Annotated in this window: 9 protein-coding genes; 2 read left to right on the top strand and 7 right to left on the bottom strand. The window is 60.5% G+C overall.

Going from position 1 to position 13,170, the window contains the following annotated elements; genetic code table 11:
- Positions 1-156 precede the first annotated feature (156 nt).
- The 3 genes from B5526_RS28045 to B5526_RS28040 all read right to left on the bottom strand — a co-directional run bounded on the left by B5526_RS28045 (position 157) and on the right by B5526_RS28040 (position 4,126).
- Positions 157-951 (bottom strand): hypothetical protein, encoded by a 795-nt coding sequence (locus B5526_RS28045; protein WP_154071498.1) that lies wholly within the window; start codon positions 949-951, stop codon positions 157-159.
- 235 nt (positions 952-1,186) lie between these two features.
- Complete coding sequence (locus tag B5526_RS38000; RefSeq protein WP_154071497.1) at positions 1,187-1,348, bottom strand: hypothetical protein; 162 nt, start codon at positions 1,346-1,348, stop codon at positions 1,187-1,189.
- A gap of 144 nt (positions 1,349-1,492) precedes the next feature.
- Complete coding sequence (locus tag B5526_RS28040; RefSeq protein ID WP_154071496.1) at positions 1,493-4,126, bottom strand: hypothetical protein; 2,634 nt, start codon at positions 4,124-4,126, stop codon at positions 1,493-1,495.
- A gap of 87 nt (positions 4,127-4,213) precedes the next feature.
- On the opposite strand from B5526_RS28040, the gene B5526_RS28035 reads away from it, so the two are divergent.
- On the top strand, positions 4,214-4,912 hold the full coding sequence (locus tag B5526_RS28035) for a hypothetical protein (protein ID WP_154071495.1): 699 nt from the start codon (positions 4,214-4,216) through the stop codon (positions 4,910-4,912).
- A 634-nt stretch (positions 4,913-5,546) separates the two neighbouring features.
- Here the strand turns inward: B5526_RS28035 and B5526_RS28030 are convergent.
- The 4 genes from B5526_RS28030 to B5526_RS39145 form a co-directional block, all read right to left on the bottom strand.
- Positions 5,547-6,317, bottom strand: coding sequence for a helix-turn-helix transcriptional regulator (locus B5526_RS28030; RefSeq protein WP_244562074.1), 771 nt, complete (start codon positions 6,315-6,317; stop codon positions 5,547-5,549).
- Between the two features lie 249 nt (positions 6,318-6,566).
- Positions 6,567-8,051, bottom strand: coding sequence for an HlyD family type I secretion periplasmic adaptor subunit (locus B5526_RS28025; RefSeq protein WP_154071494.1), 1,485 nt, complete (start codon positions 8,049-8,051; stop codon positions 6,567-6,569).
- 5 nt (positions 8,052-8,056) lie between these two features.
- A complete protein-coding gene (locus B5526_RS28020) occupies positions 8,057-10,216 on the bottom strand; it encodes a type I secretion system permease/ATPase (protein ID WP_079543022.1) in 2,160 nt (719 codons plus the stop codon).
- Positions 10,217-10,366: 150 nt separating this feature from the next.
- Positions 10,367-10,741: a helix-turn-helix transcriptional regulator gene (locus B5526_RS39145; protein ID WP_244562073.1), complete on the bottom strand. Its 375-nt coding sequence runs from the start codon at positions 10,739-10,741 to the stop codon at positions 10,367-10,369.
- Positions 10,742-12,071: 1,330 nt separating this feature from the next.
- Between B5526_RS39145 and B5526_RS28010 the strand changes: the two genes are divergently transcribed.
- The gene (locus tag B5526_RS28010; RefSeq protein ID WP_197688371.1) at positions 12,072-13,094 is read left to right on the top strand and encodes a serine hydrolase domain-containing protein; all 1,023 of its coding nucleotides are present in this window, start codon (positions 12,072-12,074) and stop codon (positions 13,092-13,094) included.
- The last annotated feature ends 76 nt before the right edge of the window (positions 13,095-13,170 follow it).

Below are 13,170 nucleotides of genomic sequence, written 5' to 3'. Positions count from 1 at the left end.
ATTGCCTTTTCGAGAGCAGGCGCGATCGTTACCGTATCGGCGCTGCCGAGGTAAGACCGATAAGCACCTTCTGCCCAAGGATAAACGTTCAGTACGCCGATGCCCGTACCGTAGAGGCTGCCTCCAAAGGAATAGCTCAGACTCCGATTGTTGAAATCACTCATCGCCGTTGTCCTCTTCGTCTGTTTCTGAATCAACCAGTCTGGCATAGTCGTCCGCTGACATCTGGCCGCGGAGCTTGTAGGGGTCCCCCGCGGGATAATCCCGAAGTGTCCCCTTGAATCCATTTAGAAGCTGGTCGCGGATCAGAAGCCGATCTGCCTTGTGGCATCGGTTGAAGCGACTGCGTCCCTTAAACGTCGTCATGTACCGCATCATTTGACGCGCGACAGCCTCAGCCTCATGAAGCGATGAGGAAGTCCAGGTGGGATCATCCCAACCGGTCAGCTTCGGTCTCTGGAAACTCATGCCGGACGATCGCTTGAGCATCTTCGATCTGCGGGGCAGGATCGCGGACGTCGGCTCGAGGGCCCAATGCAGCTTCGGGCAATTGGCGATGATGATTTCGCCGAGCGCGATGCCCATGTCGAACACGACGTTGTTTCCAGCGTTCTCGCCCGTCCATGGCGGATCGTAGGTGAAATAGGAATCCGTTGGATCGCCATCAGGACCAATGACGAGCAAGAGCCCGGCATACCTGTTGCCCCAGCGGCTGAGCGCTTTGACACCTCTTTCATCCGACGTGATCGCCACCCAGAAGTAGCGCCGGAGCCAATTTTGAAAATACGCAAAGCGCTCCAACCGCACGCGCATGAAGTAGTCGAAGTTCTCCGTCGCCTGCTCTCTGGAAAGAAGATACTCCTCGACCTTGTGCGGCGGATCGTACAGTGGGTAGTCGCGCATCGCGCGCCGCAGCCAGAATTTTCTTAGCCACATGTGAGGCAGAAGCATCTACGCCTCGATCCGAACGACAAGGACGGTTCCGAAGGAATAGAGGCGAAATCCTGTGAGCGCACCCGCTGTTCCAAAAGGAGATTGGGTCATCGCGATAATCTCAGATTACACGTTGCCTCAAGGGATGATCCGGCGTTGCAACCGACGCAAAAACCGTTCGAACAAATCCGTTTGAGCCAATGAGACTGTCGCAAAACGCTCGTTAGTCCGCATTTTTCTCGGGTCCAAAAATTCACCTCTCCCTCCCCGCTTCCTTCACCGCCTGCATCACAGGCGAGAGAATATATTCGATCACGCGGCGGTCGCCGGTCTTGATCTCGGCGGAGACGCGCATGCCGGCGCGGATTTTTTCGTGGCGGCCGTCGACCAGGATCCAGTCCTGCAGCAGCGTCACCTTGGCGGGATAGGCGAGCTAGCGCTAGAACCGGCCCAAGACAGCCGAGCCCTGTATCGACGGGCGTCACCGGCGCAGATGCACGCTGATTGTCGGCGATGCCCCCAGCACCCACCATGGACCCCAACCCAACATCACTTCAGATCAAACGACTGCCCGCTGTACTTCGGCAATCTCGCGCCCATCGTTACGGTTGAGCGCTCCAATGTAACAGCATGAATTCGACCATCGAGGCGATAGCACGTTCGTACTATGGGAGATTATTTCGGCAGGGCGATGAGCGCGCGGCGATCGCCGATTTCGGCCTCGGCGGAGACGGGCATTCCGGCGCGGATTTTTTCGTGGCAGGCGTCGACGAAACGTCCGCGACGCGCCGTCGGCGCTGGTGGTGGAGACGGTCTCGTTGGCGAGGCTGCCGTCGGGATTGGTTGCCTTGACGTCGATCGTGGTCGAGCCGTCGGCATTCTTGGTGACGGTCTGCGATGTCGCATAGCCGTTGGCGTCGTAGGCGAGCGACACGTCGGCCGCGGCGCCGGTCGTGCCGTCGGCTTTGGTATAGGTGCTCTGGCCTGAAATCACCGAGCCATCCGCCAGCACGTTCTTGTTGTTGTCGGTGGTGAGATTGATCGAGGTGATGCCGAGCTGGGTCAGCGTCTCGAACGTGGTGGTGCCGTCGGCGTTGGTCACCAGCACGCCGAACTTGCTCCAGTCGGCGTCACCCGAATCGAGCTTGCCGTCGTGGTTGGTATCGAACACGTCGCGCAGCGCCTGCATGTCCGAAGTCGCGGTCGGATCCCAGTTGGTGAACTGATACTCGTTCGGCGAATCGATCTTGCCGGTGCCCTTGAGATCGATCGCCAGCACGCCATTGCCGGCGCCCGCCCACGCGGTGCGGTTCTGATAGCCATTGCCGGTCATGTCGTGGAACTGGCCGCTCGATCCGAGCTGGGTGATGTTGATGCCGTTGCCGGTCAGGTCGAGTACGACGGGTTCGCCGGAGACGGTGGGACCAGGGGCGTAGGTATACGGTGCGTCGGTGGGGACGTTGTTCCAAACGGAGTTATCAGTCGGGATGTAATTCATCCCAGCTGTCGCATTGTTAAATTCAGTCAGCGGCGCAGTCAGGTTCAGCCCGTTCAACGCGTTGGCATCGATCGTGGGCGTGGAGCCAGTGTTATTGGAAAAAAAGCCGGGCCAGTTGGTGGTGGTGTTGGATGGTCCGTTCGGCGTTCCAAACGCTAGCTGCCCGCTCTGGGTGTTTAGGAGCGCGCCATTGATAAGACTGAAGCCCGGCGTGATGCCGTTGGCAGTCAGCGGGTTTGTGGGAACCGTCGCGCCGGACCAATACGGAATTTGGTTCGCGCCTGTGTCAACGGAGGGTGTTGGGTAATTTCCAAGGAAATTTCCCAACGCGTCGTATTGCGCGTCGGGTTGAAACGCCGGAACTACTGGCGCAAGTTCCCCAGGCCGTGGACCGGGGTTGAACGGCTGTGGCTGCAACACCGGATCCGGCGATACGTAGAAGGGACCATTTGGATCATAGACTCCACCCGCCGCTTGAATATCCCCTGCTGCCGCAGCCTGCAAATTTACAGCCCGTTGTGGATCCGTGGCGGCGATACTCTGATACATCTGTAAATTGAGAAGAGCGCCTCCAGTTACAAGGCCGCCGACACCGAATCCACTGCCGAAGGTGCTTCCGAGCGACCAGGCCAATCCGCCGCCAGCGAACGCGCCTCCCCAGCCAACGGCATTGTTAGTAAGCGCTTGTTGGGATTGCGGTCCGAACTGATAATTGTCGCCGACAAACGCCGCGGCTTGCGTCAAGGCACTACCCAAGACGCTGCCGCCGAGACCACCGATACCCGCCCACCTTGCCGCGGCTGCCCACTCACCGCCTGAGATGGCGCCCGCTATCGCCCCACCACCGATTCCAATGTACGCTGGTGCGGCTTGCGAAAGAAAGGCTTCAGTGTTTGACCCGAACGTGCCTCCGTCCGCCAACTGCGCCGCGGCGAAATTCATCGCGTCCAAGCCGAACCCGGCACCGGTCAACAAACCGCCCATGGCGCGGGTCTCAAGTCCGCCTTCCCGCGCCGCCGTGATGTCGCCAGCTCGCGCAGCGGGAATGAGGATTCCGTCGCCCTGTTGCGAAACGACCCCATCGATTGCGAAACCATTTGCCCGCATTTGATCGGCCATCGACACCGGGATCTGCACCTGCTGGGTGTCGAACACGGCTTGGGCTTGCGCGCGCACAAGCGCTTGACCGGTGGGCTCCCCTGCCTTGCTTTCGATCTGCTCGATCGCGTTCCCGTTCAAACGCAAGAAAGACCCGTAAACAGCCTGGCTGTCGATCTGGCGCCAAAACTGCCCGCTCCCGTTGGGATTTCTGTAGTCCTGGCTAGAAATGACCGAAGAAGCACCGCGATCTTCCACCGCCAAACTGCGTGATTCGGCTTCGGCAGCAGCCCCATTTCTATTGATCGTTTGCCAATAGTTGAGCCCCTGCGCCTGAGCGTCTGTCCATGTCACCGAGCGCGGTGCGACATTGGAATAGGTTTGCACGTTAAACTGATCGGGAGGCAGGACAGCACTGAGCGTGGTGCCGGGACCAATGGAGCCGTTGAGCGAACTCATGAAGAAGTCTCGTCTCGGCAACATGATGTCCGGGAATAGCGTGACGTTAAGTTGTCCGTTTCCGACGACCATGAGCCCGAAAGGCGTGACAATTACGGGACCGAACCCAAAATTTGTATTTTGATCAGACGACGCCATGTCGGCATTCCTTCTTCAGTATAAACTCTGCTACATCCTGCTTGCCCGAAGGGGCTTGTTCTCTCGGCAAACCTTGGCACACTCGCAATGTCTCTACGTCAGCCATACCTGTTGCGACCGAGCGCATGGGGGCGCGCGCGGCGCCTGCGCAAAGCGCTGTCCGACTATCCGCTCTTCGCGCCTCCCCACAGCAAGAATTCGGCCTTCCTGGACTTCGACTCCGCCAAAGAGAACGAACGCTATTTCTTCGAGCATCGGCCCGAGCGCATCGGAGCGTTGCGCGATTTGCTGCGCGCCTTCGACGTTGAGTTGGCGCTGGAAGGTCCTGGTCTCGAGGCTGTGTCGGCGTGGTTTCCTGGCCACGCGGCCCTGCTGGTCGCGGGGCTTCGGAACAAGACGGTTCGACAGGCGTTCTATCGTTGGAGGATGCCGTGGACAGGACGCCTGCGCGGACTCAACACCATCTTCGACCTCGGCCTCTTCTTTGGCGAATGTATCATTGCCAAGAATCCCAGATGCCGCTGGATGGGATTCATAGGTGCCGCTCCGGGTGAACCGCTGCGGCCGGAGGTGAACATTGGCGGGATCGGAATTGATATCGAAGGATCGCGGCGTAAGCCGTATTTTGATCCGTTTGAATACATTTACCTGACCTGCTCCAACATCCAGAGCCAGGACAATCTTTTCAGTGGTCTGCCGCCGTCCCCGGAAATGCGCCCGGGCTACCTGGCCCATCTGGTGGACGTGTACGGAGAGACAGGGCCGCCGCGGGGCAGGCCTCGGTAACTTGGCAACCTCACAATGTCTCTGCTTCAGCCGTAGCTGCCGCGACCGAGCGCGTGGCAACCGGCTTGGCGCGATCACCACGTAAACGCCAGGGTGCGCGCGGTTAGCCGGATCATCAAATCCGGTTAGCTTCGGTCGCTGAAAATTTGCATCTGGCGTTTGCTTTAGCCGTTTCGCCGTACGAGGAAGAAGCAGCATCTGAGACAACGCCACGCTTATTTCTCCCTCCCCGCTTCCTTCACCGTCTGCACGACGGGCGAGAGAATATACTCGATCACGCGACGGTCGCCGGTTTTGATCTCGGCGGAGACGCGCACCGGCGCGGATTTTTTCGTGGCGGCCGTCGACCAGGATCCAGTCCTGCAACATCGTCACCTTGGCGGGACAAGCAGCTAGCGCCAGAACCGGCCGAAGGCAGCCGAGGCCCATATCGACGGGCATCGTCGGCGCAGATGCGCGCTGATTGTCGGCGATGCCCCCAGCACCAACCATGGACCCCAACCCAACATCGCTTCGGACCAAACGACTGCCCGCTGTACTTCGGCAATCTCGCGCCCATCGTTACGGTTGAGCGCTCCAATGTAACAGCATGAATTCGACCATCGAGGCGATAGCACGTTCGTACTATGGGAGATTATTTCAGCAGGGCGATGAGCTGGCTGCGCTTGCTGATGCCGAGCTTGGCGTAGATTGCGCGAAAATGGTTCCCGACCGTATGATCGGAAATCGCCAAGCGTAAGGCGATCGCCTTGTCGGACAATCCCGTGAGAGCGAGATCAACCAATTCTCTTTGCCGATCCGTCAACGCCGTCAGATCAACCGTTGATTGATCGGCTTGTTTTGTGCGGAGGAAAAGCGTGTGTAGAACGGGTGCGATGAGATCGAGCGCCGCCAGGGTTCGCTTCGGCTCAGTCCTCGGCACACCTGAAAAGCTGATATATGTACCGGCATTGACAAACGTATCTATAACGCCGTGCGCCGCGACGACGCCCAGCGAGAACCGCTCTATCTCCTCGAGTTCGCTCCTGGTTGCAGGAATTGGTACCCCCGATTCATCCAGCGCGCCGGTTCTATCCAGAATGAAGGCCTTCCGATTGGACACCCACCACGCAAAGCAGCCACGCGATTTCAGATCGAATGTCCTTTCAAGGCCTGCCAGGAACTCTGGTGTATGCCCGCTCGTTACCAATGAACGCATCTGGATGCGACCGCCCGATAAGCTTCCATAACTGCCCAAAAATCTTTCAAAGGGAAAAAATCGTCGCAGCGGTCCTTCGACCCATGCCAGAACGTCGGCTTCCGCCACCGGCGCTGCCGGAAGCAAACGGAACGCACGAATCCAGGCGTTGAGATCTGGATCGGAACTGCCCGATCCGACGTCGCCCCTCTCCGTTTGTCCGGGCAAAATGAGAAGTCCTGCAGGTGGGCGACGAATGCCGAAGGTAGGATATTATGGCTAGAATGCCACAGGCTTGCCCAGTTTTGCAACTTCTAAACGCATTCCGGAGCACATAATCGCAAACAGCAGCCTCGCGCGCGCGGCATCACATCGATCAAAAAAATGGCCATGACAGGGACGAGGGCAATGCCGACAACGACAACCGAAAGCCGACCGAATAGATCAGAAGCCACTTTCATCTTTTGGCTCCAAAAATCATCTCTCCCTCCCCGCTTCCTGCACCGCCTGCACCACTGGTGACAGCAGATACTCGATCACGCGGCGGTCGCCGGTCTTGATCTCGGCGGAGACGCGCATGCCGGCGCGGATTTTTTCGTGGCGGCCGTCGACCAGGATCGAGTCCTGCAGCAGCGTCACTTTGGCGGGATAGGCGAGCTCCGCCGGGGGCGCGCTTGAGGTGGCTGACTGCGGCGTCTGCGCCATCGCCGCCATCGAGCCGGGTGGCGCGGCATTCGGATTGGTGGCGGCGTCGCGGCCGAGTTTTCGCACCCGCCCCTGCACCAGGCCGTAGCGGGTGAACGGAAAAGCCTCGAGCTTGACTTCGACATCCTGGCCCTCGCCGACAAAACCGATGTCCTTGTTCGGCACCAGGCAGTCGACCTCGATGCCGGTGCCGTCGGGCACGATCGTCATCAGCGTATCGGCGGTGGTGACCACGGCGCCTGACGTGTGGATCTTGAGGCCCTGCACGGTGCCGTCGACCGGCGCCACCAGGCGGCGGTAGCTCTCCTTCTGTCGCGCCTTGGTGATGTCCTGATTGAGCTGCGAGATCTTCAACAGCGCTTTGCTGCGGCGGTCGGTGGCATCAGCCATGTAGCCGGCCCTGGCCTCGGCGAGTTTGGCCTGGATCGAGCGGCGCTCGGCCTCGAGTTGGTGCACGTTATGCTCGGCGGTCTTCAGCTCGGCGCGCTTTTCGACAAGCTGCTGCTCACTGTCGAGCACCGGCGGCCTGGTGCCGAACTTCTTGTCGTAGAGGCCCTTGGCGGTCTCGTTCTTTTCCTGCAGCAGCGGCAAGGTCAGCCGGGCGCGTTCGATCTGGGCGTCGTTGGATTGCAGCGCCGCTTCCTTTTGCGCGATGTCGGCCTCGAAGCCGGCGATGGCGGCGAGATGCTTTTCGATCTCGCGCTGCGCCTGGCTGTGGCTCTGCTCGACGAGCTCCGGATCGGCGTCGTCCGGGCCGCGGAACGGCTCGTCGGGATCGCGGCTGAGCAGCACGCGCGCCACTTCGGCGTCGAGCGCCGCTTGTGCGCGATTGTAAACGAAGGCATCGAGATCGGCGCGCGCCTCGGTCGGATCGAGATCGACCAGCAACTGGCCCGCCGTGACATGGTCTCCCTCGTCGACATGGATGGCGCGGATCATCGCGGTCTCCAGCGGCTGCACCACCTTGACCTGGCCGAGCGGCACCACCTTGCCGTCGGCGACCGCGACCATGTCGATGTGCGACAGCGAGGCCCAGGTCACGCTGGCGGCGATCAGCCCGCACAGCGCCCAGGAGGTAAATCGCAGCGTCGGCGACAATGGCGTCTCGATCAGCTCGATGGTGGCCGGAAGAAACTCGCGCTCCTCGGCGGTGAGGCGCGGCACGACCTTGAGTCGCGGCTGCGCCGGGGGGCTGGATGCCGGCGCCCCCGGTTTGGGTGAGGCGTCGCCTGGACGCAGCGGAATCGGTTGCACCATCGCGCTCACCCCGTCGCCTGGCGCACGAGATTGGCGTAGAGGCCGTCATGATGCATCAGCGCATCATGGGTGCCGGCCTCGGCGAGCTGGCCGCGCTCCATCACCAGGATGCGGTCGGCACTGCGCACGGTCGAGAGCCGATGCGCCACGATCAGCACGGTGCGGCCCTGGCAGATTGCGCGCATATTGCTCTGGATCACCCGCTCGCTCTCATAGTCGAGCGCCGAGGTCGCCTCATCGAAGATCAGGATACGCGGATTGGTGACCAGCGCCCGGGCAATCGCGATGCGCTGGCGCTGGCCGCCGGAGAGATTGGCGCCGCGCTCTTCCAGAATGGTGTCATAGCCATGCGGCAGTTCGAGGATGAACTCATGGGCGCCAGCAAGCTGGGCCGAGTGGATCACGCGCTCCAGCGGCATCGAGGGATCGACCAGCGCGATATTCTCGCGGATTGAGCGGTTGAACAGCACGTTCTCCTGCAGCACCACGCCGATCTGCCGGCGCAGCCAGGCCGGATCCAAGAGCGCGATGTCGAGGCCGTCGACCATGACGCGGCCACGCTCGGGCATGTAGAGCCGCTGCAGCAGTTTGGTCAGCGTCGACTTGCCGGAGCCGGAGCGGCCGACAATGCCGACCACCTCGCCGGCGCGGATCTCCAGCGAGAGGTCGCGCAGGATTTCCGGGCTGCTGGCGCGATAGCGGAACACGATGTTCTCGAATCGCAAGTGCCCTTGGATCGGCGGCAGGTTCTGCTTGGCGCTGATGCTGTTGGGCTCGGTCGGGGTGTCGATGATGTCGGCAAGCCGCTCGATCGAGAGCCGGAACTGCTGAAAGTCCTGCCATAGCTGCGCTAGCCGCAGCACCGGCCCGCTGATCTGGCCGGCCAGCATGTTGAAGGCGACGAACTCGCCGATGGTGAGCTGATTGCCGATCACCGCCTGGGCGCCGAACCACAGGATCGCGGCGCTCGTCACCTTGTTGACGAGGCCGACCAGCTGCGAGCCAGCCGCGCCCAAGGTCACCACCCGCAGCGACGCGCCGATATAGCCGGCGAGCTGCTCGTCCCAGCGCTGGCGCATCTGCGGCTCGACCGCGCAGGCCTTCAGCGTCTGGATGCCGGCAAGACTCTCCACCAGCAGCGACTGGTTGGCGGCGCCGCGCTGGAATTTCTCCTGCACGCGCGCCTTCAGCACCGGCGTGATCACGAGCGAGATCACCGCGTAAAACGGGATCGAGATCACCACCGCGAGCGTCAGCGGCGGGCTGTACCAGAACATCACGGCAAGAAAAATCAGGCCGAACACCACGTCGATCACCAGGGTCAGCGCCGAAGAGGTGATGAACTGCCGCACGTTTTCCAGTTCGCGCACCCGCGCCACGGTCTGGCCGGTGGCGCGGCTCTCGAAATAGCCGATCGGCAGCGCGACCAGATGACGGAACAGCTGCGAGCCGAGAATGGCGTCCATCCGGCTCGTGGTATGGGCAAAGGCGTAGGTGCGCAGCCAGTTCAGAAGCGCGTCGGCGACATTGACGACCAGAAGGCCGATCACCAGCACTTCCAGCGTAGTGAGCCCGCGATGCACCAGCACCTTGTCGATCACCACCTGGAAGAACAGCGGCGATACCAGGGCCACGAGCTGAATGAACACCGAAATGACGAGCACTTCGGCCAGCACTTTCGAGAACCGTTTGATCACCGGAATGAACCAGCGCAGCCCGAAGCGCGCGACCTCGCCGGGGAGCCGGTCGCGCTTGGCGACCAGCACGACCTCACCGGTCCATTCGCGCTCCAGCTGTTCCAAGGTCCAGCCGACCGGCGGACCGCCGGCGTGGCCGACCAGCACGCCGGTCTCGATCAGGCGCCCGATCACGAAGAATGCACCGTCGCGGCCGCGTGCGATCACCGGCAGCGAAATCGCCCGAACCCGCTTGACGGAGGAGCGGCTGACGCGGGCTTTTAGGCCCTGCGCCCGTGCGATGCGGACCAGATCATCGCAGCTGGCGAGGCTGCCATCAGCCAAAAACTCACGGCGCGCCCGATCGAGATCGAACGCTTCCCCGGACAGCGCCAGAACCAGCCCAAGGCAGCCGAGGCCCGTATCGACCGACGTCAGCGGTGCCATAGGCGCGCGCTGACCAGTGGCGACGCCTCCAGCATCGACCATTAATCCAACCCCAACCCGACATCACTTTAGATTAAACGGATTGCCCGCTGTAGTTCCAGCAACCCCGCGTCAACCGTGACGGTTGAGCGCGCGCATTAACAGCATGAATCCGGTCATCAGATCGATAGCACGTTCGTACTATTCAACAGACTATTTCAGCAGTGCGATGAGCTGGCTACGTTTGCCGATACCGAGCTTGGCATAGATCGCGCGAAAGTGATTCCCGACCGTGTGATCCGAAATCGCCAAGCGTGAGGCAATCGCCTTATCGGACAATCCCATCACGGCGAGATCAACCAATTCTCTCTGCCGATCCGTCAACACCATCAAATCGATCGTTGATTCCTCGGCCTGTTTTGTTCGGAGGAAGAGTGTGTGTAGAACAGGCGCGATCAAATCGAGCGCTGCAAGCGTCCGCTTCGGTTGAGTTCCGGGCACACCTGAAAAGCTGATATAGGTACCAGCATTGACAAACGGATCGATGACGCCGTGTGCAGCGACGACGCCCAGCGAGAACCGTTTCATCTCTTCGAGTGATTGCCTTGTTGCGAACCTTCGCACCCCTGGTTCATCGAGCGCGCCTGTTTCATAAATATGAAGGGCTTCCGGTTGGACACCTACCACGCAAAGCAGCCCAGCATTTTTAAATCGAAAGTGCTTCGCAGACTTGCGAGATATTCCGGCGAATGCCCGCTCGACAGCAATAAGCCCATCCGGATTCGACCGCCCAGCAGGTTCCCATAGGCGCCCCCGAATCTCTCGAACGGGAAGAATCGTCGCAGCGGTCCTTCGACCCATGCAACAACGTCGGCTTCCGAAACCGGCGTCGCCGGAAGCAAACGCAGCGCCTGAACCCAAGCGTTGAGATCCGGATCGGAACGGACGAATGCGACATCGTTCTTGGAGATTCGTCCAAGCTCGACAACCCGGTTCCGCGCAGAATGCTGCAATCGCGCCTCCTTTTTGACGATCCGATTGCGCTTCGTTGGGCGCATCGTAGCACCGCGGGCGAATTCCGGATGACGTTGCGAAAAATGCGCGAAGCAGTTCTGGATCGAATGGGTGGGCTCAGCACACGATGCGTCTCGGCACCAGGGACGTCAATTGGACGCGGTCTATGCCGCAAGATTCCTCGTGTATGCGCAGGGACGACCGCCGACGCGCTCGCCGAAATCAGCCCAATGAAGGTCTGCTTTGCGCCGATAGTGTTGAAGAAGTCCTTTTTGGCTGATGACAGAAAATTCTCAGGACCACTGGTGCGTCTCACGTGCTGCGATGGGAGGGACCACATCGATTAGCGCAAAGGCAACCACTGACGCTCGTATCGGTTCTGCAGAGCCTTACAGCGGCTGAGATCACCAACATTCAACATTCGCGAGATTTTCGGAGCCCCTTGGTTTTCGACTTTTTCAACAGTATCCGCCAATACCGGACTCGGCCGGACCCATAGCGTTGTTGCAACGTCGCTGGGTAAAATTTGATTTTGCCAGACGTGACTTCCGCGTTCACATTGTCGATAACAGCACCGCGGCCTGATCCAAGGCGGCTTCGAGGCCCAAGCTTCCGACCAACTGGTAGGCGGTCAGGGTACGGAGGATATCGTTGCTGAAGCCCTGTCAGCCAGCGGTCGGGCACCTGAAGAATCTTAATTGAAGGGAAAGTAATGGCTTCTTGTTCCAGTCTGCGTGGGCCAGCCGATCAACCTGACAGAGACGCAAATCCAGGTGCAACCTATTACCCGGATGCAACCTGGCAGCATAGGACGCCTTCAGAATCGGGCGTCAGTCCCGATCTCCTGAAGCAGGCAATCGATTTTGCCATCGCCGGGGAGACAAAGGCGCCCCGCGATCTCGTGATGAACCACTATCAAAACTTCGGCCGCGAACCGTTCGGCTACGCGATCGGGCCGATCAGGGAACGCGGTGATCCGACCGGTATCATCATTCACAAGGGTTACATCGTCGCTGAATGGGGAGATCCGCTCAGGGTAGATATGACCCACAGCGTTACCAAGAGCTTCCTTTCCAGCGTCGTCGGAATTGCCGTCGAGCGGGGCATGATCAGGAGCGTCGACGACGCGGTAAGGGATTATGTCGCCCCGATCCAGCTCTTCGCTCCGCCCTCGACCACCAACAAATCGGATCGGCTCACCACGCCCGATCTGCTGTTCCTGTTTGAATCGCCGCACAACCGCACGATCACCTGGGACAATCTGTTGCGGCAGACCAGCGATTGGGAAGGCACGTTGTGGGGGAAGCCGGATTGGGCGGACCGGCCCAGCGACAATCCGGCGGAATGGGGGGCTTCGCCACGCAACAAGGCGGGCACCTTCTACAAATATAATGATGTCCGCACCAATGTTTTGGCGCTCGCAACCCTCAACGTCTGGCGACAGCCGCTACCGCAGGTCCTGAAGGAAAACATCATGGACCCGATCGGTGCCTCCAACACTTGGCGCTGGTTCGGCTACGAGAATTCATGGGTGGTGCTGGATGGCAGCCTGATGCAGTCGGTGACCGGCGGCGGGCACTGGGGCGGCGGCATGTATATCAATGCCTACGACATGGCCCGCTTCGGCTATCTCACGCTGCGTGGCGGCAAGTGGAAAGATTGTCAATTGCTTTCGGATCGATGGATCGATCAGGCACGCACGCCGACCAAGCCCGAACCGATCTATGGGTATATGAACTGGTTTCTCAACACCGATCGGAAGCGCTGGCCAAGTGCACCGCCCACCGCATTCGCCCACGTCGGCAACGGCACCAACATGGTCTATGTCGATCCGGAGCATGATCTCGTGGCCGTGGTTCGCTGGATCGATGGTGAGGCCGTCGACGGTTTCCTGAAACGGTTGCTCGCGGCCATCGATCACGGGTAGATCAGGTCACCGCTTCGGTAAAGACCGCCCGGTGCGGGACCGGCCCGCCAGCCAGCGTGTTGGCATGCGGGTTGCC

Source organism: Bradyrhizobium lablabi, assembly GCF_900141755.1.
Lineage (GTDB): Bacteria > Pseudomonadota > Alphaproteobacteria > Rhizobiales > Xanthobacteraceae > Bradyrhizobium > Bradyrhizobium lablabi_A.
The sequence above is the reverse complement of the archived record's forward strand: the minus strand, read 5'-3'. Positions and strand labels throughout refer to the sequence as shown.

Bases quoted from the DNA above. Each gene is read 5' to 3' on its own strand.
- B5526_RS28045 (WP_154071498.1), bottom strand. From the start codon at position 951: ATGCTTCTGCCTCACATGTGGCTAAGAAAATTCTGGCTGCGGCGCGCG.
- B5526_RS28040 (WP_154071496.1), bottom strand. From the start codon at position 4,126: ATGGCGTCGTCTGATCAAAATACAAATTTTGGGTTCGGTCCCGTAATT.
- B5526_RS28010 (WP_197688371.1), top strand. From the start codon at position 12,072: ATGAACCACTATCAAAACTTCGGCCGCGAACCGTTCGGCTACGCGATC.
- B5526_RS28020 (WP_079543022.1), bottom strand. From the start codon at position 10,216: ATGGTCGATGCTGGAGGCGTCGCCACTGGTCAGCGCGCGCCTATGGCA.
- B5526_RS28035 (WP_154071495.1), top strand. From the start codon at position 4,214: ATGTCTCTACGTCAGCCATACCTGTTGCGACCGAGCGCATGGGGGCGC.
- B5526_RS28025 (WP_154071494.1), bottom strand. From the start codon at position 8,051: ATGGTGCAACCGATTCCGCTGCGTCCAGGCGACGCCTCACCCAAACCG.
- B5526_RS39145 (WP_244562073.1), bottom strand. From the start codon at position 10,741: ATGAAACGGTTCTCGCTGGGCGTCGTCGCTGCACACGGCGTCATCGAT.